The sequence below is a fragment of the Draconibacterium sp. genome, assembly GCF_041583095.1.
Classification (GTDB): domain Bacteria; phylum Bacteroidota; class Bacteroidia; order Bacteroidales; family Prolixibacteraceae; genus Draconibacterium.
Window position 1 is genome coordinate 1 of the sequence record NZ_JBFHGM010000026.1, and the last position, 22,982, is coordinate 22,982.

General features: G+C 41.9%; 29 protein-coding genes. 28 read left to right on the forward strand and 1 reads right to left on the reverse strand.

The features are described 5' to 3' along the window. Window positions 1-389 precede the first annotated feature (389 nt). The gene (locus ABZB17_RS04140) at window positions 390-791 is read right to left on the reverse strand and encodes a hypothetical protein (RefSeq protein ID WP_372648227.1); all 402 of its coding nucleotides are present in this window, start codon (window positions 789-791) and stop codon (window positions 390-392) included. A 172-nt stretch (window positions 792-963) separates the two neighbouring features. On the opposite strand from ABZB17_RS04140, the gene ABZB17_RS04145 reads away from it, so the two are divergent. From ABZB17_RS04145 to ABZB17_RS04280, 28 genes are all read left to right on the forward strand, one after another. Beyond that, complete coding sequence (locus tag ABZB17_RS04145) at window positions 964-1,149, forward strand: hypothetical protein (protein ID WP_372648228.1); 186 nt, start codon at window positions 964-966, stop codon at window positions 1,147-1,149. Window positions 1,150-1,208: 59 nt separating this feature from the next. Then, complete coding sequence (locus ABZB17_RS04150) at window positions 1,209-1,772, forward strand: hypothetical protein (RefSeq protein ID WP_372648229.1); 564 nt, start codon at window positions 1,209-1,211, stop codon at window positions 1,770-1,772. Between the two features lie 390 nt (window positions 1,773-2,162). Then, window positions 2,163-2,405 carry a hypothetical protein gene (locus ABZB17_RS04155; protein WP_372648230.1) on the forward strand — a complete coding sequence of 81 codons (243 nt, stop codon included), beginning with the start codon at window positions 2,163-2,165 and terminating at the stop codon, window positions 2,403-2,405. Between the two features lie 133 nt (window positions 2,406-2,538). Next, a complete protein-coding gene (locus tag ABZB17_RS04160; protein ID WP_372648231.1) occupies window positions 2,539-2,775 on the forward strand; it encodes a hypothetical protein in 237 nt (78 codons plus the stop codon). Between the two features lie 14 nt (window positions 2,776-2,789). Next, window positions 2,790-3,191 carry a hypothetical protein gene (locus ABZB17_RS04165; protein ID WP_372648232.1) on the forward strand — a complete coding sequence of 134 codons (402 nt, stop codon included), beginning with the start codon at window positions 2,790-2,792 and terminating at the stop codon, window positions 3,189-3,191. Window positions 3,192-3,199: 8 nt separating this feature from the next. Next, window positions 3,200-3,352: a hypothetical protein gene (locus tag ABZB17_RS04170; RefSeq protein WP_372648233.1), complete on the forward strand. Its 153-nt coding sequence runs from the start codon at window positions 3,200-3,202 to the stop codon at window positions 3,350-3,352. A 28-nt stretch (window positions 3,353-3,380) separates the two neighbouring features. Then, window positions 3,381-6,248 (forward strand): hypothetical protein, encoded by a 2,868-nt coding sequence (locus ABZB17_RS04175; RefSeq protein WP_372648234.1) that lies wholly within the window; start codon window positions 3,381-3,383, stop codon window positions 6,246-6,248. 24 nt (window positions 6,249-6,272) lie between these two features. Beyond that, window positions 6,273-6,506, forward strand: coding sequence for a hypothetical protein (locus tag ABZB17_RS04180; protein ID WP_372648235.1), 234 nt, complete (start codon window positions 6,273-6,275; stop codon window positions 6,504-6,506). A 4-nt stretch (window positions 6,507-6,510) separates the two neighbouring features. Next, window positions 6,511-6,975, forward strand: a complete 465-nt coding sequence (locus tag ABZB17_RS04185) for a hypothetical protein (protein ID WP_372648236.1) — start codon at window positions 6,511-6,513, stop codon at window positions 6,973-6,975. Next, window positions 6,950-7,234, forward strand: coding sequence for a hypothetical protein (locus tag ABZB17_RS04190; protein ID WP_372648237.1), 285 nt, complete (start codon window positions 6,950-6,952; stop codon window positions 7,232-7,234). Before ABZB17_RS04185 ends, ABZB17_RS04190 begins: the two co-directional genes overlap by 26 nt. Before the next feature lie 11 nt (window positions 7,235-7,245). Next, the gene (locus ABZB17_RS04195; RefSeq protein WP_372648238.1) at window positions 7,246-7,500 is read left to right on the forward strand and encodes a hypothetical protein; all 255 of its coding nucleotides are present in this window, start codon (window positions 7,246-7,248) and stop codon (window positions 7,498-7,500) included. A gap of 25 nt (window positions 7,501-7,525) precedes the next feature. Then, window positions 7,526-7,996 carry an RNA polymerase sigma factor gene (locus tag ABZB17_RS04200; RefSeq protein WP_372648239.1) on the forward strand — a complete coding sequence of 157 codons (471 nt, stop codon included), beginning with the start codon at window positions 7,526-7,528 and terminating at the stop codon, window positions 7,994-7,996. 24 nt (window positions 7,997-8,020) lie between these two features. Further along, complete coding sequence (locus tag ABZB17_RS04205; RefSeq protein ID WP_372648240.1) at window positions 8,021-8,596, forward strand: hypothetical protein; 576 nt, start codon at window positions 8,021-8,023, stop codon at window positions 8,594-8,596. Window positions 8,597-8,598: 2 nt separating this feature from the next. Further along, window positions 8,599-8,898, forward strand: a complete 300-nt coding sequence (locus tag ABZB17_RS04210; RefSeq protein ID WP_372648241.1) for a hypothetical protein — start codon at window positions 8,599-8,601, stop codon at window positions 8,896-8,898. Between the two features lie 303 nt (window positions 8,899-9,201). Then, window positions 9,202-9,612, forward strand: coding sequence for a hypothetical protein (locus tag ABZB17_RS04215; protein WP_372648242.1), 411 nt, complete (start codon window positions 9,202-9,204; stop codon window positions 9,610-9,612). Between the two features lie 15 nt (window positions 9,613-9,627). Continuing rightward, window positions 9,628-9,948, forward strand: a complete 321-nt coding sequence (locus tag ABZB17_RS04220; protein WP_372648243.1) for a hypothetical protein — start codon at window positions 9,628-9,630, stop codon at window positions 9,946-9,948. A gap of 814 nt (window positions 9,949-10,762) precedes the next feature. Next, a complete protein-coding gene (locus ABZB17_RS04225; protein WP_372648244.1) occupies window positions 10,763-11,269 on the forward strand; it encodes a hypothetical protein in 507 nt (168 codons plus the stop codon). Window positions 11,270-11,356: 87 nt separating this feature from the next. After that, entirely contained in the window at window positions 11,357-11,731 is a 375-nt protein-coding gene (locus tag ABZB17_RS04230) for a hypothetical protein (RefSeq protein WP_372648245.1), read from the forward strand. Window positions 11,732-11,809: 78 nt separating this feature from the next. Next, entirely contained in the window at window positions 11,810-12,760 is a 951-nt protein-coding gene (locus ABZB17_RS04235; RefSeq protein ID WP_372648246.1) for a S49 family peptidase, read from the forward strand. An 11-nt stretch (window positions 12,761-12,771) separates the two neighbouring features. Beyond that, window positions 12,772-14,814: a hypothetical protein gene (locus tag ABZB17_RS04240; RefSeq protein ID WP_372648247.1), complete on the forward strand. Its 2,043-nt coding sequence runs from the start codon at window positions 12,772-12,774 to the stop codon at window positions 14,812-14,814. A gap of 60 nt (window positions 14,815-14,874) precedes the next feature. Beyond that, the gene (locus ABZB17_RS04245; protein ID WP_372648248.1) at window positions 14,875-15,900 is read left to right on the forward strand and encodes a hypothetical protein; all 1,026 of its coding nucleotides are present in this window, start codon (window positions 14,875-14,877) and stop codon (window positions 15,898-15,900) included. 186 nt (window positions 15,901-16,086) lie between these two features. Beyond that, window positions 16,087-16,914 (forward strand): DNA adenine methylase, encoded by an 828-nt coding sequence (locus ABZB17_RS04250; RefSeq protein ID WP_372648249.1) that lies wholly within the window; start codon window positions 16,087-16,089, stop codon window positions 16,912-16,914. Between the two features lie 515 nt (window positions 16,915-17,429). Beyond that, window positions 17,430-18,563 (forward strand): DGQHR domain-containing protein, encoded by a 1,134-nt coding sequence (locus ABZB17_RS04255; protein WP_372648250.1) that lies wholly within the window; start codon window positions 17,430-17,432, stop codon window positions 18,561-18,563. A 116-nt stretch (window positions 18,564-18,679) separates the two neighbouring features. Further along, a complete protein-coding gene (locus tag ABZB17_RS04260) occupies window positions 18,680-19,819 on the forward strand; it encodes a hypothetical protein (RefSeq protein ID WP_372648251.1) in 1,140 nt (379 codons plus the stop codon). Window positions 19,820-19,875: 56 nt separating this feature from the next. Beyond that, window positions 19,876-20,253 carry a hypothetical protein gene (locus tag ABZB17_RS04265; protein WP_372648252.1) on the forward strand — a complete coding sequence of 126 codons (378 nt, stop codon included), beginning with the start codon at window positions 19,876-19,878 and terminating at the stop codon, window positions 20,251-20,253. After that, window positions 20,243-20,560 carry a hypothetical protein gene (locus ABZB17_RS04270; protein ID WP_372648253.1) on the forward strand — a complete coding sequence of 106 codons (318 nt, stop codon included), beginning with the start codon at window positions 20,243-20,245 and terminating at the stop codon, window positions 20,558-20,560. Before ABZB17_RS04265 ends, ABZB17_RS04270 begins: the two co-directional genes overlap by 11 nt. Then, the gene (locus ABZB17_RS04275; RefSeq protein WP_372648254.1) at window positions 20,557-21,204 is read left to right on the forward strand and encodes a hypothetical protein; all 648 of its coding nucleotides are present in this window, start codon (window positions 20,557-20,559) and stop codon (window positions 21,202-21,204) included. The genes ABZB17_RS04270 and ABZB17_RS04275 overlap by 4 nt, the downstream gene beginning before the upstream one ends. Next, window positions 21,201-22,961, forward strand: a complete 1,761-nt coding sequence (locus ABZB17_RS04280; RefSeq protein WP_372648255.1) for a hypothetical protein — start codon at window positions 21,201-21,203, stop codon at window positions 22,959-22,961. The genes ABZB17_RS04275 and ABZB17_RS04280 overlap by 4 nt, the downstream gene beginning before the upstream one ends. Window positions 22,962-22,982 lie beyond the last annotated feature (21 nt).

A 22,982-nucleotide genomic window follows, 5' to 3' on the forward strand; every position in this document is an offset into this window, starting at 1 on the left:
AGAATAAGTGGAGCTGGCGGGAGTCGAATGCTGACGTTTTAGTCAGCATCCTGACATCAGTCATTAAACTGATCGTCAGGGCCCGCGTAAAAGTATAATTGTATTTACTTTTAGATATATAAAATAGTGGAGCTGAGGGGAAACGCAATCAGCGTGTATTCATCTCGGTGTCAGTTATTAATGTTTATGTATTTCGTGTGGTAATGCAATCTTTCTGTATTTCTGTATGTATCTCGCCTCGCTTTGTGTATCTCGTCCCGTCGGGAGTCGAACCTGCGTCCGGGTAATCCTATAGGTCTTAATTTCTTTCAGCAAACTGCCTATGTTCTTTAGGACTGCTGCCTATTGATTATCCTAAGTATATTTATGTAATTCACATATTAGGCTTTTTATGTACCAGTCTCAGGTAGGTTCTCTCTTTTTCCTCTGAATGCAATTAACGCGTCTTCTTTAGCGTCAATAATCTCATCTTTCAATTTGATTGTTTCTATTAGCTGGTCAATTTCTTTTTGTTTGGAAATGCAATCCGGACAACTGTAGGTCTTTATATCTGCTTCCAATATGGTGCCATGGTGTTTAACTGGTATAAATCCGGGAACGTCTAGTGTATCTTTTTTTGGTTCAATAGTATTGCTCCTAACGTGTGTATATGTGCTTTTTGGGAAAAGAAAAAGCGCTGGGTCAAGATTATAATGATTTAAGAGATTGATAAAATAAACCATTTTCATAGTCCGGTTTTTTATCATGTTTGAATAAGCTTGTTTGTTTGAAAGCCCCATTATATCTGCCATTTTGCTCTGACTAAGGCTTTGCGAATTTCGAAAGCTTTCAATGCTGTTATATATATCTTCTTCCTTTAGAATCATTATAAATAAATAAAAAATTGACCTTAAAGACATTATAAACTTGACTTGTGTCAATAAAATAACTACTATTGTAATACCAAAGTAATAATAATATAACATGGCTGCAACAGCAAATAGTATGAATTTCCTTATCCAAAAGAACGATGCGTCTCTTTCGTTAAAGATTCCGAGAATTATGAGAGAGATGATTCACAAAGAAGCAGACAGGCAAAACATGTCCGATTCAAACTATGTGAAACTGGCAATTCAGCAGAAATTAGAGAGGGATCTAGCAGAAGAGTAAAAAATAAAAGCCCGGATCAACGGTGTACCACCACCTCCCCGGGCTTAATACAAATAAATATGGAAACAAAATTACTAAAAAACCGGAAGATCGGCATTATACCAGCCGGCATAGTTGATGGGACAGAGCCATTTTGGTTCAACAATGAAAAGTGGGTATTGCATAACGGCATGGCCATGAAATTTGATGAAGCTCCTGGGGCAGTACAAAGGATGATTGCCGATGCCTGCCGCAACGACAAACGCAGCTTATCCATTATTCATAAAATGGGAGCCAAAGGATTTACTGCAGAGTTTGAAACCTGGTATAAATGTGTGGTTGGCGGATTGGACGCAGTACCCGATTTTAAAGATGGAAAATTTACGCCTGACGCTTACAATAATGTGTGCAATGATTATGACTGCCCAATGCGCGGCAAATTGTGCAGTGTAGCAACCGGCTTACGATCGCACGATGTAAAAACAATAATTGCCCTGAAACGAGGTAAAAGCATCGCAGCCACTGCAGATGATCTGTGCATATCTACTGCAGGAATGAAAAGCAGGGTGGAGAAACTGAAAGAACAGCTCGGTGCGCCAAACATGGCCAGCCTTATGGCACGAGCTACTGAGATAGGAATTTAGCGTTCCCCAACGTGAAAAAGCAGGGAGGCACAAAGTATATTTTAAGGTTTAGGTTGATTTAGTTGAAATTGATAATCGAGTAAAAAGGGCCTGCCTCCCGCCCTTTTTTTAATGAGTTCATTGATAAAAATATATGTCTGCAGGGATACAGACAGTGTGAAGAGGAGAGAGAAGCGGCCGGAGCTATTCCATTAAGTTAAACATTTGAGGTGATACAATTAAATTTTCCTACAACGCTCCGGCCTGCTTTCTATTAGTCCTTTTTCAAACAGATTTTTAGCGAGAAATTCAAACATAAATATTAATCAAAATCTGGAAAAGCAATCATTAATTCCCCTGGTCATAGTGCCGGGGGTTTTTGTACAACGAAGAATTAAACTACAACTAATTATGAATAAAGTGATTATCGCCGACATTAAAGGCAAAAAGGTTGAAATACCCGAAGCCGAATTCCAACGATCAATTATCAGTTACTTACGCGAGCAATCGCCCGACCGGGTGAAGATCATTGCCGAAATGCAAAATAAAAACGGCATACCCGAAGCTGTTCCGGTGGCCATTTGTATGCTGGCCAAAAATCCTTCAGAGGTGATGACATATACCGACCTGCTTCCACTTGAGAGCGAAGAGTAATGCAGGGGATTATATCATTGGCCATCCTTTTTTCAATAGGATTGGTGGTGCGCTTTGCCAGGCATCGACGCACCAAAAAACAACTCCGGAAATCGAAACCAATTATTTACCTGCACTATAAAAAATTCTGATCATGAAAAAGAAGTTTTTCAAGCTAGGCAAAAATTACATCGCCGTTGATTACGAGCAGAAAACCGTTCACCTGGTTATTGATCGTCCAAATGAGCTGGAGGTTAAAATTTGGACCGGGGACAAAGAAGTTAAATCGATTAATAAGTACAAAGGTCTGGTTGAAATCGACCAGGCAACTTTCGTAACCAAATTCTCAGGAGCTGTTTCTAAACTCCATTCACAAACACCTTACGCATAATCTTTTTAATCAAAATGAAACTTAAAAAATTCAACAACAAAACATTACCGCGTAACGGTCAAATTAGTGGTAGCATTCACATTACATTCAACAAAAAAGGTGTCATTAGTTTCAGTAAATCAGCATCAGATTTGCTCAATCTGAAAGACGGCGACAGGATCGTATTGCACCAGGACGAGGAAAATCGCGGCGACTGGTATTTGGAAAAAACGGAAGATGAAAACGGATTCAAACTTCACAAAAAGAGTAACAAGGATAACCGTGTTTGTTTTGGGCGCAAAATACTTTGTCAGACCATAGCAAAATCGTTGGGCGTTACTGCCGATACTACTTTTATTATGCATGTCTTGAAAAATCCAAAACGCCTGCAGGGATTGGTTTTGTACGAGCTTAAAAATTCTAGTAATAAATTTTAATACAAACTATGAAAGCAAGATATCACCAAAACACAATAATGGAAGGCATTGCCGAAGCCGAAGCAGAGAGGGAAGAAACCACTCCCAAACAGCAGATTTGCTACAAAACAAACGAGCCTTGTAAGTACGACTGCAAAGGCCTGTGTAGAGAAAGCATGTAATTAATAACCATACAAATCCTAGCTTCACGTGTCAGATCCAAAAACGATATACGATAAGTACCTTAATAATAAAAAGTACTCCTTCTTTTTAAAACAACTCCTGGAGGTAGGCCTTCCGCTCGAGAAAAACGAATTCTCGTACCGCCGCGATGGCCAGGCAGGAACCGGAGCATACATGACTCCCGACGCCGATGGCAACGTTCGTTTTTACGTCCCCGATATCCTAACCGGCGACATTGAAACATACACCTATGGCCAGGCACCTCACATAAAAATTCGCGACTGGTACCTTACCCGCTGGATGGTGCCTAAACAAACCACTACCGGTCCGGCAAAATACACACCGGTTAAAGGTGGCGGAACACGTATTTTATGTACGCCACCGGTGGCCGATGCTTTTCGTGCAAAAGAAACCATTCCTATTCTTTATGTAATCGAGGGGTTTAAAAAAGCTCTGTCGCTGTGGTTAAACACCGGTTTGCCTGCCGTTGGTATGAACGGACTTACCGGCTTTAAAGAACCCGAAAAACCCGGCGAACAGGAAGATGTGGTACGTTTGCGTAAAGAGCTAAAAGAAATATTAAAAGGCTGCAACGTACTAAAGGTGGTTGTCGTTTACGATTCCGACCTGTTCGACCTGGGGAAAAGCAAAGACAAACCCGAAACCACCCGGCCAAATGTATTCTACCGCGCTTCGTTAATGGCCAAAACATTGTTCGAACCCTTTGCCGATGTTTATTTAGCTCACCCACACATTCATCCACAAAAAAAATATGGGGTCGACGATCTGTTACTCGAATACCGGTCGGTGTCGGCAATTAGCAACCCATTACCGAAACAGGAAAAGAAAATTAAACCGGTTTGTAAATTCAAAAGCTACGACAAACAGCACGAAATTGGCCGCGACCTGGAACGGGCTGTTCGCGAAAATAAACCGGGTAAGTATTTCGGCATTTACAAACTAAGTGCCCTGAGCGATTACAAAATAAAAGAGGTATTCCACATCGAAAACGTGCAGTCGTTTTACGATTACTATCGGCAACAGCTGCACCAAAAATCAGATAAAAAGTTTCGGTTTTTTAAGTTCACTTATAAGATAAATGCCGACAGCACCATTTCGCAGGCCGAAGACGATAGCGCCCGCCATATTAACCTGGAAGAAATTAACGGCCGTCTGTACACCTACGACAGTAATCACAAAGCAAAAGAGGTGGCCAATTTTACTATGATGGTGCTGTTTCAGATCGATAGCGAGAAAGACCCTAAGCGAATTGTGCAAATTAAAAACTACGAAAATGTTACCCGGGTAATCGAGGTAACTTCAAAAACATTTGTGTCGCTATCCGACTTCCAGGCGCGGCTGATCGACTTTGGAAACTTTATTTGGAAAGGCAGCAAAGAAAACCTGCTCGACTTGATGACCATTCTTTTCCGCCACGAAAAACCAGCTATTCTTCTTCCAACATTAGGATGGAGCCCTATCGATGGGTTTTACGCTTTCAGTAATGGCGTAGTAACAAGCCAGGGATTTCACCCCGTTGATGAACACGGTATCGTTAGTCTCAACGAAAAATCGTACTATTTCCCCGCCTGGAGCAAGTTTAATGCCCGTAATAACGAAACCTATAAGGATGTTAAAAAATTCAGCCATTTTCAAAGCAGTAAAGCCGTTAACTTTTCGCGCTGGAAAAAGCAGTTTACCACCTGTTACGGCCGCAACGGGCACATAGCTGCTACCTATTTTATTGCATCGCTGTTTTCCGATATCGTATTTCACCACAAATCGGGCCTTGGTTTTCCATTGCTTTGGGCTGCAGGCCGGCCAAAAACCGGAAAGAGTACCATTTGCGAAAGCCTGTTGCACTTGTTTGGCGAAAAAAGCGATGCCATTGGACTGGCCGGAAAGAGTACCATTAAATATTTTATTACCCGCTTTGCCCAGGTGCGCAACGGGCTGGTACACCTCGATGAATATTCGAACACCAAAGTAAGTAAAGACACCAAGGAAACTCTAAAAAACATTTACGACCGGCACGGCTATGGCCGCAAGTCGTTTAGTAACGATAACCGTACCGAAAGCACACCAATACTGTCGGCCGCATTGGTATCGGGCGAAGAGATCCCAACCGATAACTCGGCCCTGTTTTCGCGCTCAATTCTGTTGCTGTTTAATAAAGACAAGTTTTCGCCCGAAGAGCGTGCCGAGTTCCGCAAACTGCGGGATATGGAAGAGCAGGGGCTTACCAGCGTTACTGTTGAGCTGCTTTGCCACCGGCAACTGATTGAAGATAATTTCGACGATACCTACGACCAGGTATTCGCCGATTTTTACACCCACTATAAAACCCGGGCCATAGACGACCGCATGTTAAAAAATGCCGCCTGGATGGTTACACCGGTAAAGATCCTGCTCGATAAAAAGAAAATCGATTTAGACGTTTCCTATAACGAGCTGTTGGCAGTGTTTTTTGATAATATCGATCGCCAAAGCGGTTACCTGGCAGCCAATACCGATATCGCCAAATTCTGGGATATCATTGAAATACTTTATGGCCGCAAAGAGCTCACCGAAAAGAATGGCGACTTTAAATTTATCGACGATACACTGGCCATTCGTGTCAACCGTTTCCACCACCTGTACAGCTTAGAAGCCCGTAAATTGGGTTACGAGAAGATCCTCGACAAATCAACCCTCGAAAACTACCTCAGTAACGAGAATTACCATGTTGATATGACCAATAAAAAGGGCAATAAAAAACAGGTGCGTTTTAACGGTACCAATCCACTGCCGGCACTATTCTTTAAATACGATGCCCTAGGAATTGATTTAAAAGGAAATCCGGAGCCGCTTGACGACGAGGATATGGATACAAAAGGCGACGATAAACCATTTTGATTTACCACTTAAAAACAAATAAATATGAAAAGGATTAAGAATTTGACAGTAAAGACAACATTTTCAGTAGGACTAGGTGACCTTGAAGTACCTGATAAAGTTTTTGAACAACTTAAGGAAACTGCTGAAATAGGAGAGATTGTAGACCCTGTTTCTTTTGACTACACTGAGAGTGCTGAATGGCTAAGGGATAATATTCATTTGCGTGACTGTATGGAATGCGAATGGGAAATTACAGAATTAGACGACGAATCCTAACACCATGGCACTTCCATCAGAAGCATATAAGCAAAAAGTGTGGATCTACCTGGATAAACTTCAGCCGGGTCGCCACATTGTTATCGATGATATATGCGAGCTTGAGAACTATAAAATTTTTGTGGTTTGTGTGAAAGAATGGATGGGCGACCGGTTGTATAACGGAGGGATCGAATTTAATGAAGCAGAAACAGAATTTAGTGTAAAATATGTACCAATAAAATCTGTTGTTTTTGGATTACTCCTTGGCATGCAACCCGGTACCAGGTACAAACTTTCAAATATTTGCCACAAAGAACATATAGGGCCTTTTATCAGCTTGATAAAGGCATGGATGGACCAAATGCCCTGGCAGGGCGGACTTAGCTTTAATGCCGATTATACAGAGTTTTATATGACGCATATTCCTACCGTTTTTTCTTCAATGCAAAACTCACCAGTAAATGAAAAAATACACCATTCCGCTTAAAGTGCTAATCGCCGACAATTTAGAAGTCGACACCTGTGTTCGGTTTGTACTTCCAACCGGACAAGCGCGATACACGGTCGAGCTCGATCATGAGATTGGAGTAAAAGACAAACAGATTGTGGCCAGCTGTAATGGCCGCGAATATCTCTTTCATCCCGATCAGCCGGTTACTTATCCCGGAAGGTATTTGCGCCAGGCGTGGAAAGACTGGAAAGATCACGGCCGCGAGGCTTTTGAGAATTGGTTTAACAACAAATAATACAAATAAATATGACTTACAAAATTTTAGAATCACACTGCGTATTCGAGAACGAGAAATTAAAAGAAGTGGCAGTATTATGGGATGATAACGGCTTTGTGCGTGCAACCTATAGCACATTAGATCCTCGTGCCGGTTATGCCAACTTATCCGAAACAGATGGAATAACTCCAAAGCTTTTACAAAGAGTTGCTGGCGGTGGCAGTTATGTGGATGAAGCCAGGAGAAAGAAATATTTCCCCGGAAAACGAAACTGGTCGAGGTAGTAATCACTTTTTAAACACTGGTAAAATGACACAAACTCAACTCGCCAATAATGTAATTGAGATCCGGCCAATGCTTCTGTCTGTGGCCCGAAAATATGTCGGTAATATTCACGACGCCGAGGACCTGGTTAGCGAAACCATATTAAAAATGTTCAGGAGCCTGCACACCTACGACGATCAGCAATCGTTTCACGGCTGGGCCGTGGTGATCCTTAAAAATGCGTACATCGACAGTACACGCAAAAACTGGAATAAGCTGGCCCATGTCGAGATTCAGGACTACATGAAAGGATCAGTAGCCGATGCCGACCGCTTGCTGATTTATAACGATGCCATGCAGCTCACCAACTGCCTGAATACACGCGAACGCGAGATCCTGGTTAAGTATGCCATTGGCTATACCTACGAAGAGCTGGCCGATCAGTGGGGCATTAAACTTAACGCACTAAAAACAACTATACACCGGGCCCGGAAGAAATTGAAGAGGGTAGCATAGACAAATGACAAATAAATATTACACATGAAGGTTAAAAAGAATTTTAAAGAAGGCGACAAGGTAGTTATGCACTCCTGCGTTGAAGCCGCAATGTATAACGGAAAAGTTTGGGAATGCAGTACCGATAGTTTTGTCGACAAAGCAAACGACGAGGTAGTATATCTGCAGGGATTTAGCGGCAGTTTTGTTTGCGAATACCTGCAGCTGGTTAATGTGCCGGCAACAATTAACGACATGCAGATACTGATACACGACAATGCAGTTAAAAAAGGATTTTGGGAAGATGAAGAATGGAACTTTGCAGAGAAAATAGCACTAATTCACAGCGAACTTTCTGAAGCCCTGGAAGCCAACCGCCTGCCACATAATAAAGGCTATTGCAAAGTGGTAGTTTCTGACATTACAAAAATAAAGGACGATGCTGAGTTTCTTAAAAAATTCGAAGCACAAGTAAAAAACACAGTCGACGACGAGCTGGCCGATTCAGTTATCCGAATTTGTGATCTGGCTGAAGTCGAAGAAATTGCTCTCGAGCTTCACGTCCAGGCTAAAATGCGCTACAATTCATTGCGCGAATACAAACACGGCAAAAACTACTAACCATGGATCAAGCAACAAAACAAAAATTAATCGATGCCGGTCGTGAGGACCTGGTTAAAGTCCACGAGATTAACTTATCCGGGTACGCCGGTGCGCTACCATCCAACGGAATGATTGTCGACCGCCGTGAATACCCGGAAGCCATACCGGCCGAAAAGAATCCGCTGTTTAATCTTCCGGAGCCAAAGCAACTAACCGCCTGCCAGGTTTGGAAAGCCTGTAAAAAGCGTGGCCTCTCAAAAGAGAAGACCAAAGAGCTGCTGATTAAAAACGGAATAATCATTAAAAAGAAACATGGCTAAACTAAGCTGCAACTGTCCGCGCTGCCACACGGGTAAGATCCACATCGATAGCAGCTATTCGGAAACAGAAGGCTGTACCGTGGTGATCGTTAACCAGTGTTCCAGGTGCAAACATCAATTGCAGAATTATGAAATAATGTACATGCTGGATTTAAGGCCGGCATAAATAAAAGTAAAAGATGGACTATACAAAAGATCACGAAGACGTGAAAACCGATGGGATTGGCTGCCTGGTGTTTGTGGCAACACTAGTCGTAATAGTTGTAATCTGTTTGATTTTTGGATTATAAGATTTATATAAATATGAAATACACAATTTTACTTTTTACCTGCCTGGTAGTAGCTACATGGGCAGGTAACGCACAGGATCAGGCGAAACAAGATCAACCAAACTTTGCTCCGGAAGAAAAAGAAATGTACTCGTCGGCCATTGCAGCCTATGACGAATACCAGGAGGCCATGAAAGTTTTTAATGAAGCCACCGAGAAGTTTGCAGCGTCCGACTCATTATTAAAAGCCGGCTATATTGCCAGCGTCGATTCGTTTACCCATATCGAGATGGTGAGACAGGAAACGCCAATCCAGTACGTAAAAGCCGGCGAGCTGGTTGTTGAAGATGACTACCAGGAGAAACGCACCCGGAAACCGCTTCCGGCCACACAGCAAGGTTATGCGGCGTATGTGGAGAAACTAAGGACCATTATACTGGAGTAACAAAACGATATATTCATGATTCGCGATTCGCGAATTGCAAAGCCTGGTAGAAATGCCGGGCTTTGTTTTTATATTTGCCCCATGAGCAGAATGAAAGTAGAACAAATAAAAGAACAGGCAGAGCAGCTGATCAGTCAATTCAAAAAGAAACACCCGGATCTAATACCAAACGCTCTGCTGCTTTCTTATTCCGACTACCGTTTATTTGTAACATTCGAGGTAAAGGGCGGGGGAGTAATGCACCAGGGAAACCAATACTCCTGGAAAGGGCTCCGGATCGTTCAGGACACTGCTCTTCATCCCGGGCAGGTAAATATCGCATACATACTGCAGTAACAAAAAACCACCGGCGCAATACCACAGGCCATATCGCCGCCAGGCGTTAATAATTGTGATCCGTCAGCTGACGGAGAACACCGCTTTGTTCTCCCTTCTTTGAAGGGAGATGTCGAGGTACGAGACAGAGGGTAGATTAATCCATCGAGCAAAGCGAGATACCATATTCATGTAGGGAATCGATACAGGTATATAGAAAATCTAAACAAAAAAAAGAATCATCTCTTTTCCAAAATCCCCCGGACCCCCTAAACGAGAATTTTAGGACCATCCCCGGCTGACATCCACCACAGAGCATCACAGCAGCACTTTAAAAACTACACATTTATAACTAAAAATTTAGGTGAAATGTAGGATTTTTATATTTTTGAAATCGTTTATTCTTTTGACTGTCAGAGCGTTAACATAGTTTTAGTTTTGGTTTGTAGAAATGCAGATCAGGTACACATTAAAATGCTACCTACATTACCTACAAATTATAATTAGAATAGTATAAATACTTATAAATTAATAGTTTAAAAAACTAATATCATTTTGTTACTGTAGGTTAGTGTAGGTAAAAACATAAAATTCGTAGGCAAATACAGATGTTTTGTAGGCTGTTTTTGGTGTAGGTAAAAAAAGCTACCTACAAAGGCCATTTGTAGGTAGCAAAAAACTACACTTAAACTATTATGTATTAGTTATTTAATGGTGATGTAGGCAGTGTAGGTAACTTTTTTATATGTCTCGGGTTTTTCTTTTTAGGAAACTTAAAAGATATGTTATATTTGTTAGTGATTGCTTTTCCAGGTTGAAGAAACAAACCTGGTTAATGAATATAAATTACGACACAAAGCCAAAGATTACATTCTCGCTTGATCCGCTTCACCAGGCTTACTGCCGCCACTTGTTTAATTCTGAACCCGGCTCAAAGTACATAATCGTTTCGCGCCGTAGCATTGTGGGTAAACTCATACATTCATTTATTTTTCCCAGCAACTTTCCTGTAAATCGTCCACTAATTGAAAACCCCGTAACATTTGTGCTGCCGGTAAAAAATACCAACCACTATATTTACAAAAGCCGTTTTATTTATATCCCGAAATGGGCCGAGGAGAAACTTCAGGATTATATTGAAGCCGATTTTAAATGTTGGGTACGCGAACGTTTTGAGATTGGGTACAAAAAGAAGTTCGATCAGAAGGAAATTATTGAGGCAATTTTACGTGGCTTGAATGTGCGAAATAATACAGCAAATTACGACACCATCAAAAAAATTGACTACCGATACCGCCGAAAAAAGACCGAAAAACGCTTTAGTGAGCTTCTAAGCGATTGAAATTGAGTTGATTATTAAAAAATTTAACAGAAAGTGCAGTAAAACAGTGATTTTACTGTTAAACGAGTAACCAAAAAGAACAGAAAAATGCCAAAACAATTTTCAAACAGAATTTTTCTTTGTCCGGTCGATATGCTTCCGCCAAACATTGTGGCTCCTTATGATGGATTCGACAAGTTACACTCCGATATCGACATCGATCCGCAAGTTGGTAACCCCGAAAGTGATGGCAATTCATTCTCCCAGCTGTCGTTGCGTGTGGCATTCTCCGGAGATGATTTAACAGCTTCGGGAAGATACAGACATCGCCGGCCGTTTGTTGCCATTTTATTCGATACCGATGGTGGAGCATACCAGGTGGGCAACAAAGAACAACGGCTCCGTGCCGTAATAAGCACCAAAAGCTTTGTGCACGACTGGCAAATTACTGCCGATCTGCTCGATGATCCATTCACCGACTAGCCATTTGCGGCTAGTTGCCGTAAGATAGTCGAGTCCTTTAAAAATATTCGCCCCGGGCTGAACTTGCATATAAAAAATATGTCAAGAATTCAGTCATTCATTAATTATCTGGCAAACGCACGCTTTTCCAACCGCGAGACACTGGAGAGTATTCTTGCAACCATGTTTCTTAATCCTGGTAGTTTTCTGAGCGATGAAGGACCATCGTACGAGGAGATCTCTGCCAACATGGCGATGGATCTTACAGCTATTGCAGGCGAAGTGGATCCTACCGTTAATGTAACCAACCAGTTTAACGAAACCGACATTCCATCAAACTCCATTGCATACCATCGTATGTTCGGGCCAATTCTGGCCGACGATGATTATTATCGTTGGTATTTCAGTACTGAACGATTTTTACGCGATGTAAAAGCAGCTGAGGCCAATCCAAAATTCATTGCTCATTTTCTGCACGCCAATACCGGTGGAGGCGAAGCCTGGATGTTGGAGAAAGCTTACGAAGTGGTTAAAAACACTAAAAAGCCATTCATCACATTTGTGAAAAAGAAAAACTGCAGTGCCGGTTTATTTGTGGCTTCACCTTCCAATCGGATTTTCAGCTATACAGTAAACGATACCCACGGATCGCTGGGTACCATGGTTGCCTTTATGAACCTGAAACCCTACTTCGAAGGGATGGGAGTTGACTTTGTGGAAGAATATGCCGAGCGATCGGATCTCAAGAATAAAAAATTTAACGATTTAGCAAATGGAAAACCAAAACAGTACATCAAAGAGGAGCTCAACCCGCTCCAGGAGCAATTCGAACAGGCCGTTAGGGATGCCCGGCCACAGCTCAACAATCTTAAAAACGATCATCCCGTCTTCCGCGGAGAAACTTTCGATGCACCGCGGGCCGTCGAAATTGGCCTGATCGATGAAATTGCCGAGCTCGAAGAGGCTATTCTTTACGCTCACAGCCAGGGAATGAAACAAAACAACAAAGCCCAGGCACATGCACGGACACTTAGTTATTTACAATCATAAAATTTTACACAATGAAAAAGTTCCTTCAAAATTTGAATGCGGTACTTGTTGCCCTTGGTTGGGTGAAAAAGGCCAAAGACGGTGAATTAACCGATGAAGATTGGGCTAAAATTGCATCGAAATATAAAGAGCAATTCCAGTCGGATTTTTACGACGACCAAAAAGCCTACGAAGAGCAGGTTGAAAAAGCTCAGGCGCACGATTCAGTTTTGGCATTGCTTGCTGAAGAAACTGAAGAGACCGACGAAACTGAGGAGACTGAAGAGACCGACGAAACTGAGGAGACTGAAGAAACTGCCGAAACAAAAAAACCAAAAGCAAAAAAAGTTGATTTGGTTGCTGCTGTTTCTGCTTTAATTAGCCAGAACAAACAAATGGTTACTTCTTTGCGGGCCGTTGCTGCAGGAAGAGAAACTGATACTCCTCCAACTGCAACAATTAAATTTGATGCAACAGGTATAGCTATGCCGCATAGCGATACTCACCTGTTCGGTGTTGAGAATGCTATTTACGATCGTAGCCGCCGCTGGAACCAGTTGTTTATGAATCCTGGTTCGGTTCATGGAATGGGCGAGGTTGATGAAGATGTCCAGGATCAGTTTAACGGCGATTTCCGTGGTTTTGCCAAAGCTGTTGCTGCAGGTGTTACCGCATTGCATAAAGCGGGTCAGTTAAGCGTTGATGTATTACGCAGCTCTGCGAATCCTAGTTTGGATGCTTTAACCAACGCCGGTATTGGTGATTCGTTCACTCAGTTCCGTGTTCGCGAATTGATTGCTCGTGTGCTCGAAATTCCTAACCCTTACGGAATCTTCCCATTGCGCTCAGGTGTTCAGGATCGCGAACTGATCACCAACGCATTTGTTGGCGAATTAACCCAGGCTTACCAGGATAGCGAAACCTCACTGAAGGGTAGCGGATCGTTAGAACCTGAAACCGGTTACGTTGACGATGCAATGATCTTGTCTAAATTTGGCGACTTCAAAACAATGGAGCGTACTTATATCGGTTATTTGAATACCAACGGATCTGATTCAGTGAAGTGGGGAATGATCGAATATTTCTTATTGCTTTACATGCAAAAAGCAACAAAAGAACGTTATGCCCGCGTGGTGCGTGGTATTTACCTGAAACCGGTTGCCGGTACTCCAGGTCATTACCTGAATGCTTCTACCGGACAAATTCCACGTATGTTCTTGTACAACATCGAGAAAAAAGTGCGTGCTTTCGTTGATGCTTCTCTGGCTTCGTATGACGAAACCGGCACTGTAATGATCGATGCTATAATTGAATTTGCATCCCTGTTGAAAACAGAGCTCGAGCCTCTTGGTTTGGAAGTAGAAGATGTTTTGGCTGTTCATGTGAACAAAAACCACCAAATGTGGTACAAAACAGGTTACCGCTCGAAGTACAACCTGCACGGCGATTTCGATGGTATTGATGTTACTAAGGTTCCGGATACAGGTATTCCTCTTGTTTGGGTTCCAAACATGGGCAACCTTAAAGTAATGTGGGCAACTCAACCAGGTAACCAGCAGTGTTTGGAAAATATTCCAGGCGAAATGTTCAAGTTCTACATGGAGCGCCGTTTGAATAACGTTTATGTTACTTCGAAATGGAAAGAAGGAACATCTGCAGGCTATGCCGGTAAACAGGCTGCCAGCAAAGCAGCTCTTGAGGCTCGCGGATGGGATGAGCAAATGATCTGGTTCCCGAAACCCTATACTGATCTTGCTGCCGACGCCACTGCACCTGACGCTGCCAACGGTTTTTGGTTCAGAACAATAGCAAATACCGGTGCAACTGCTATAACTACCATCGCCAACAAAGCCGTTGGTCAGATGTACGTTATTGAATGTAATAGCTTAACCAACGCTTCTACAATTGCCAAAGCCGGCGATTTCTCTGAAATTACCGAAGCCTGGACTCCAACAGCTGTTGGCGACTCGATTGTGGTTGTTTGGGATGCCGGAGCTGCTAAGTTTAAAGAGATCTGCCGCGTTGTTGGTGGAAACCTCTCGTATAACGCTGCAACAACTCCATATGCACGATAACCTACTGGTAGGCGGTAAATAACCGCCTACCTTTTCATTCACTTTAAAAAGATTTTCATCATGAAAAAATTCAATAAAAAACAGTGGGCTTATTTCCGCCTGCAGAATTTTTGGAGAAACAAACGCCTGGCGTTCGGTTTCTTATTTACGCTCCTGGTTATTCTGGCAGTTCCGGTACTAGCCATAACTGCCGGAATTGAAATTGGCGACTTTGTGGGGTCGTTGTTTGGATTTGGTACAGTTGGTGGCGTATTACATGCCAATATGGCGTTTATAGGAGATATTGCCGACGATAGCGATTTGAACTCGCAGGCCAACCAAATTGCCTACGAAATTGCCCTGGTTGAAGTAACACAGATTGATACTTCCCAGCCATTCCCGCAACCCAATGCATCGCGTGAGGTTGCCGACATTTCTCTACTTGCTGGCGAGGTTCCGCACTACTTTGCAAGTCATAACCGGCCCAAATACGAAGGTGGTGGCACATTGAACGACTTAACGGTTGAGGGCGATAAGAATATTAATATTGTTTTGGCCAATGCTTTCCGCGATAAGGTGCTCGATTTTGCCGAAACGAAGCAAGGCTGTAAGTTTATTTTGTTCTTCCGAAAAATTGAGACCAGCCAGTGGTATATGATCGGAAGTTTAGACCAGCCGCTTCGCATGCGTGAACAAAAGGTACAGCTAAACGATGAAGCTTCTGTTGCTCCGCTTGTGTTTGGTAACACTTCGTTGCGCCACTATTACAAATATGTTGGGGCGCTTAGTGCCAACGAAGCTGATGTTGTGGCTGCTGATGCAACAACAATACCGGTAACCGATAACGACAGGTACCAGCTGACTACCGGTGGTGGTGCAGCTGCAACTATCAATGCCGTTTCGGGTATTGCTGAAGCCGATCACGGACGCTTTATTACCATTTACGGTAGTGGTGGTGCTTATCCTAGCATTATTGCCGACAATGCCGTATTTACGCTTGCTGGTGGTGTTTCATGGACCGGTAATGCAGGCAGTAAAATATCATTCCGGATTTTGGATAATAATACGCTTGTAGAGGTACTTAACTCGCGAGTACAAACTGCTTAACACAGTTTTAGTTTCATAAATAGTTTTAGTTAGTTAGGTTTAATGCAACAATCCCGGCTTTGTTTGAGGCCGGGATTTTTTATTGTGCTACTATTGTAGTACCATTTTTTTTCTATATTTGAATAAAATAACTTAACCGCAATCAAACTGTCACCATAACATGTATTTGACAGCAAGCCTTTTATAATGATAAAAACCACGGAACATACAAAACCATTCTTGCGATGGGCAGGTGGAAAAAATTGGCTTCTCAACCAAATCGAAGAATTTCTTCCAGATAATTTTAATAACTATATAGAACCTTTTCTTGGTGGCGGTTCTGTTTATATTTATTTAAAATCAAATGGTTTTATTAATGGTAGATCCTATCTCTCTGATCTTAATTTCGACTTGATCGATACATATAAAATTATAAAATCAAGTCCAGATGCATTAATTGAAGATTTACGAAATCATGTTAATGATAAGGACTATTATTATAATATTAGAAGAGCTGAATATGCTAATCGTGTGCAAAAGGCATCTAGATTTATATATCTGAATAGGACTTCTTTTAACGGCATTTATCGTGAAAATTTGAAAGGAGAATATAATGTTCCGTATGGGTACAAACAATATGCAGAGTTGTTTGATTTTGACAATATACAGGCATTAAGTAAGCTTTTTAATAAGACGTTTTTTTCTTCACGTGACTTTAGAAAATCAACTCCAAATATTCGACGTGGAGACCTGGTGTTTATTGATCCCCCATATACCGTAGCCCATGGTAATAATGGTTTTGTTAAGTATAATCAAAAAATATTTGCATGGAACGACCAAATAAGGCTTTCTCAATTTCTGGAATATATAAGAGGCGTTGGTGGTTATTATATCATGACCAATGCGGACCATTCAAGCATAAGAGAATTATTTAGTAACCATGGCGATATACATGCTCTGACTAGGTTTAGTCTTGTTGGAGGTAAGGGGGCAAAAAGAACTAATTATAAAGAACTTATAATAACCAATATATAGTGAAAATGAATGACTACTTGAGCACTGTAAGGCTTCATCTGAAGAGGATGAAGCCATTTGTGGATTGGCATGTTAACACATTAGGGCATACTTTTTTTGTGATTTGTTTTACAATCGCACCTCTGATCTACGGTATTATTAAGGTTCTATTTTTTTCAGAATTAGAATCAATGCAACCTTTTTATATTAATGGAGATTTCTTTTTGTATGCTATCTCTTTAATGTCATCGGCTTATATTACTTTTTCAATCAATTATTCTAAACGGTTTTTTAGCGGATTTTGGAATAGTATATCGATCATGGTGTTATTTCTTGCTTCAATTTGTTATGTGGTTCTATCGACAGGAATAGATGAACCTAAAGCTGAAATAATCAGAATCTTTTCATATGTTTTCTTTACGGCTTCTGTGGTGATGTTCTATTTTTCTCAATTTGTTGTTACAAGACGCTCACCTGACATCGGAAAGAACAGAAAAGGAGAACAGGAATTAATTATACATAGATTATCTTAAATCATGGAATACATAACTAAACAATATATTGAGCTTAAGTGTCTGGAAGCAACGCAACCTATCGGAAATATGTATGTTGCAGTCATCAATCAAGACGAATTGGAATATATTTCATTTGCTGATGTCAGAAGACTTCGAGATGGTTCTGATAACAGAGAGGTTGAGGACTATATAGGAATTCAGCGAGAGTTGAATCCCAACAGAGAGAAAGAAATTGGTAAATACGTAAACCTAATTGATGCCTCTTTCCCAAATAGTATTATTCTTGCAATGTCTTCGAATCATGCAGAGTTTGATGAGAAAACAAATACAATGAAAATATTGTATAAGCAGGATGTGGCTAAAGTTTTAGATGGTCAGCATCGTATTGCGGGATTGAATCATTATGAGAAGCCTGGAAATACATTTCAATGCATCGTTACCATCTATATTGATATGGAATTAGAGGATCAGGCAATTGTATTTGCTACTATTAATAAAGAACAAAAAAACGTAAGCAATTCTTTGGTTGCAGACTTGTATGCATTTGCTCAAAGTCGTAGTCCTCAAAAGACTGCTCATAACGTTGTAAGAGCTCTAAATGCTAAAGAAGGAAGCCCATTCTATAAGCGGATCAAGATTCTTGGAAATGCTCGGAATAAAGAGGTTGAAACTATTACTCAAGATACTTTTGTCAAAAATTTAATAAAATACATCTCAAAAAATCCTCAACAAGACAGAGATTTCTATAAAAGGAAAAAACGAAAAAAACTGCCGTTGGTTGAAGGGGCAGAACTGGAACGTTATTTTTTAAGAAATATATTTATTGAAGACGAAGAAGATTACAAAATCGCACAGATTCTATGGAACTATTTTCATGCTGTTCAAAAGAGATGGCCAGAAGCATGGGATAATCTAAGGCCAAATATGATTTTAAACAGATCTACCGGTTTTATTGCACTAATGAGATTCTTCAAACATGCATATCTTCATTTCAATAAAATTGGAGAAATCGTAAGTAAAGAAGAATTCTATTCAATTTTCAAAGAGATTGATATAGATGAAAGAAATTTCACAAAAGATGTGTTCGTCCCAGGATCTTCTGGGCAAGGTGAATTATATCGCCAGTTAAGAGATAAGAGTGGACTCGCTAAATAAATATTTTTTCAAAATATAAAAGGATAGTCATAAATCTATGGCTGTCCTTTAAATTTTCTGCATTGCAGAATACCTTGCTGTTGTAAATAAGAGTAATCACTTTAAAACTCAATACAATGGCATCATTCCGCGAAAAGAAGCCGGTTTACGATAAACTAATCGGCGCACAGTATTTTGAACCCGACATGCAATTGCTCCGGGAGAAACTACCCAATAATCCACTTTGTAAACGGCAGTATTTGAAACCCGACAAACACCAGAAAGAAGCGCTTTGGGCTTTGCTGGATGTGGTTTCGAAAGATGATATTGTGAAGAACCGCCGTGCCTGGGCAAAAGAACAGGCCAAAGAACTGCTCGGTAAAATGGCTGAACAGGCCGGAACGCTAACTGCGAAAATGGAGCAGGCTGAAACCCTGGAAGCGCTTGAAACAATCTACACCCGGATTAAAGAAATACTGGAGCCGGTTCCTGAAAAGGAGAGAGAGGTAATGATGAAACTGGCCGATTTTGTTCATGAAAAAATGAAGGACCAGCTGGATCCGGAAAAACAAAAAGCAGCAGAGTTGGAAAAGTTAAACCAGGAACTACTGGAGGTTGACCTTGAAAAAGCCACACAAAAGGTTTTGGCGGCTTATGTGCGCAAATTAGGCGACAACCTTGGTGTTGTTCCGATTGACATGAAAAAGGCCACCATTCAGCCTATTTTAGAGCAATATGTGTTTAATCTTCCAAAAGTAGATGAAGGTGGTGGCGAGCCAAAAACAGAGGTACCTGCAGAGAGTGATAAAACCAATGAGCTGAAAGAACACGATCAAACAAAAATTCTGATCGAGTGTAAAATACTTTTTCTAAAAGCTTCTGTTTCGGGAACACCCGCTGCGGCCAATGAAATACTAAAAGAACTTAAACCAAAAGTGGATTTAATTCCTGATGCCATATTAAAAGAAACCTTTGGCAATATTGACTGGAAAAATTTCACGTTTGATGAAAAGTTTTTGAAGGATCAAGAGGACGTTAAGGAAGGTCTTTTAAGCGAGATTGAAACTTTAGAATCTAAACTGGATGCGCTTCGCGAACAGAATTCCGACCTCGAGGATGAAAACGAGGAGCTGAAAGAAGAGAACCAGGAGCTGCAGCAGCAGAATGAAGACCTGGAAGAGCAACTCGACGCTGAAAAAAAAAGCGATACCAAGGCTCCGGAAAACTCCAAAAGCACGAAGAGTACCCAGCCATCGAGTGGCGAAAACTCGAAATAATTGATGTTCAACAGGCTACCCTTATTTATAACGATCGCGTCAATACGCACGCTCGCATGCGTGAAATTGACGCGATTATTGATAGTAATGCCAGCAAAGCCCTGGTAAAAGAACTGGCCGAGCTCAGGATCAGGAACCTGCTTTGCTTCCGGGAGCTTGAGGCGCTAAACAATAATGGCAAGTTCCTGTACAAACATCCGCTGATCAGGAACTACTCGGAAAGAGTACAACTGGAGACAATGTTCCTGGAAGATCCGGACCGGTTCCTGGACGAATTTGCCAACGCCAGGGAAAACGTGAAACGCTACAGTTCTTTCCTGAAAAACAAAAAGCGAACTCCGGAGCAAAAAGAGAAGGACCGGCAGAACCTAGATAAGCACAAAGATCGCAAGCAACTATTCATCGATATAACCAAACAGAACAATGGAAATTAACCAGGAACTATTAGATCAGATTGAAGTGTATGGCAGCCGCAACTACCCGGTGAGTTACATACTACAGTTGGAATGCCGTACGGCTTACGAGCGTGAATGTTTGAAAGCAGAATTCGACAACCCGTTGAGCGAGGTTAACAACGCCTGGAAGAAAGGATATGTAACCCACGAAAGTGAAGTGGATGAATACCTGGAGAAAGCACTCGAGAACCCGGGCGAAGGTGCGCACGATGTTGCCAAAGCGCTCCACTTCCGCCGTAAAAACCGCGATTTAGACGAAATGAAAAACGAATTATTTGGCGTATGACTACGATGCTGTCCCGGGTAGAACAATTACACCCCGACATAATTACCGATTTTTTAGACACCGGAAGATCTGAAGGGATCCCCCGGGAGTTGCAGCTTTACATCCAGCAGCTGCAGTGGTGTATTGAGATCCGCGAAGTGGAGCACGAACGAAGCATTAACCGGGCGGCTCAGAAGTTACGCACCCGTATTATGGCCGTTCAAAAAATACGCTTATCGATACCGGCCTGCAAAAAACGTATTTCGGAGGCGCTTAGTTATTTTTCAGTGGATTTGAATGTTCCGCAAAAGGTTTGGGATTTGGATAGTGCTGATAAGTTGATCGACCTGCAGAAGCTGGCTGTTAAAGCCGGTGATTTTAAACTGGCCAGGCAACTTGAATTAGATGCAAACAAACTGAGAAAACAGGCTGCTGCCGTGCTTTCTGATGAAGACTTTGAGCCACATGTATTCCTGATGGATCCGAAAATTACCGGTGCCGACCTTGGTTTCGAAGAAGAAAACCTGAAAGAAATTGCGGCCAAATGCAACGATGGTTTCTATGTGAAACTGATTACAGACCTGCCGATCGAGAAGGATGAGAAGAAAAAGTTGTTTAGTGACGCCGATGTTCAGGACGTAGATTTTGAGGAGGTGAGCGAATGAGCAATCACGAAACAATAAACGCTGCAGTATCGGCATACGAGCGGATCTATATGAATAAAATGCAGATACGGGCCATGGTTATCGATGCCAATACGATAATTGCCAGGGTGGCCCGTGCTGCAGGAAAAACGGAAGGTATTTTCGGTCCGCGTACACAGAAAGTGGCGTACGATATGCCGGGAGAAAAATCGTACCTGATAAACAAAACCTATGTAGATTTATTCACCAACATTGTGCCGGCACTCCGGGGTTACTTTGCTCAGCCATTCGGACCACAGCAAAAACCACTGGCAGAGGAGGGGATTGATTTTGTTATCGGTACATCGAAACTACCGGCGCATTTTAAAAAACCTCGGGTGGCCATTGCTTATCCAAAACATGCCTGGGTTTGGCGAACCGGCCATCATCACCAGCTGGTGTCGTCGGATGTTCCGGATTCGGCTGCAGGTGCTTCCGGCGTACATGCTTTTGTTGAAGAAATGAAGCATAACAAAGGGGAGAAGCTAAAGAGTAGGATCTTCCCTGGATTGCGTGGTGGTAAAGGAAAAACACGGCGCTCGCCATATTACCAGGGCGTCACCGGTGTTAGTGATACGGCCCGGGTAGATCTTGGAGAAGATAACTGGTTTGAAGAGTACGAACACCAAACAGATCATCGGCTGATCAACGAAATATGGACGGTATTTCAGAAGGTAAATAAACACCAGTACCAGGTTTATAAGCTGCAGCAGGAAATGAAGGAAACGAAGGATCCTGGTAAAGTAAGAAAGCTGCAGGGGAAAATTGTTTACCACCAAAAACACATCGCTTTGTGGATGCCACGTTTGCGCGATATGCGGCACTCTGCAACCTATTACATTACCGCATCAACATTCGTAAACAAAGATTTCCTGGGCGCGAATTTCTTTAAAACGCAGCTCGATAAATTATCGATGGATGAGTTCCTGGTGGCCATCTGTAACATTGCGCTAAAAAAGGTGGCCGATATGTTTTTTGTAGGCTACAACCACAACATTCATGGCTTTAACGATGGGTACAAATACAGCAACCTGATGTCGCTCAACCTGGACGAAACATTTAAGGTTGATGCGAGTTTGTTGAAGTACTTCCAGCCCGACGAACCATTGGAGCTGGGATATGATCCGGGATTCTTTTCATCGATAGTAGTGAGCCAGGAATTTAAGGACGAAAACAAGATCCGGACGCTGAAAGAATTTACTCACTATGCCCAACTTCCGCAGGCCGAGCTGGCCCGGCAAATTTGGGAGTTCTTTGGAACGCACCACAAAAGCAAAAAGATACTGCTTTGGCACGATCGTGCCGGTAACAAGTCGCGCGAGGTACAGCAGAAAATAACCACCGATGCCAGGCTAATGAAAAAGGAGCTGGAAGCCTACGGATTCAGAGTAGAGCTTAAAAACGAAAAACAGCGCACTATTTTCTACTGGGAAATTTACAAGCTGCTCGAGATCCTTTTCGCTTCAAATGGCCGTGGCATTCCAAAGGTGCTGGTGGATCTGAATACATGCAAAAATCTGAACTCCTCAATCTATCGAACTCCAAAGCTCGAGATAAATGGCAGGATTGAAATGGATAAATCCAGCGAAAAGAAAATCGCCTGGCAATATCAGGCCGGCTTGTCCACTCAGTTATCGTCGGCATTCATCTATTATCTTTTCGGAAAATTCGAACACTTACTGCCGAATGAAATGAGCAATATCCCGATAGATCTACCGGATAACATTGTTGTGAAATAAGCATAAAAAAATAGCAATAAT